The 679-nt window shown below is 42.7% G+C and carries 1 protein-coding gene; it reads left to right on the forward strand.

Features of this window, described 5'->3' with window-relative positions; all coding sequences use genetic code 11:
- The coding region (locus tag ACTNEN_RS13320; RefSeq protein WP_441206952.1) for an IS30 family transposase at positions 1-679 on the forward strand (679 nt) is incomplete at both ends.

Genomic DNA, 679 nt, shown 5'->3' on the forward strand with positions numbered 1-679 from the left:
ATCATGTGGATGATCTGATGTGCAGTGAAAAAACACTGTACAATTACGTTGATGCTCAGCTTTTTGATATCAGAAACATTGATCTGCCCCGCAAGGTCAAGTATCGACCTCGGTACAAACAGCCTGAATTCAAGGTGGACAGAGGCTGCAGGATAGGAAGGAATTATTCCGATTTTAAAAAGTTCCTTGAGGAGAACCCTGAAACAACCATTGTCCAGATGGATACCGTGATAGGACGCGTTGGCGGTAAATGTCTGCTCACAATACATTTCGTGGAGACAAGTCTTATGCTGGCGTTCCTTCGCGAAGCAAATACATCCGGTTCTGTCATACGCATTTTCAATGCCATTGATGAAGTCCTTGGATCAAAAACGTTTAACAGGCTTTTTCCTGTAATCCTTACGGATAACGGGAGTGAATTTTCAAATCCCAAAGAACTTGAGTATCGGGAAAAGTATCCTTATACGAGGACGAAGGTATTTTACTGCGATCCCAGTTCTCCTTATCAGAAAGGTGCCTGTGAAGTGAACCATGAGCTGATCCGTCGGATTCTTCCGAAGGGAAGCAGTTTTGATGATCTTACACAGGAAGATATCTTTCTGATGATGAACCATATCAACTCGTACAAAAGAAAAAAGCTGAACAACCGTAGCCCATACGACGCGTTCAGCTTTTATTA

The sequence above is a fragment of the Oribacterium sp. HCP28S3_H8 genome, assembly GCF_052064775.1.
GTDB lineage: Bacteria > Bacillota > Clostridia > Lachnospirales > Lachnospiraceae > Oribacterium.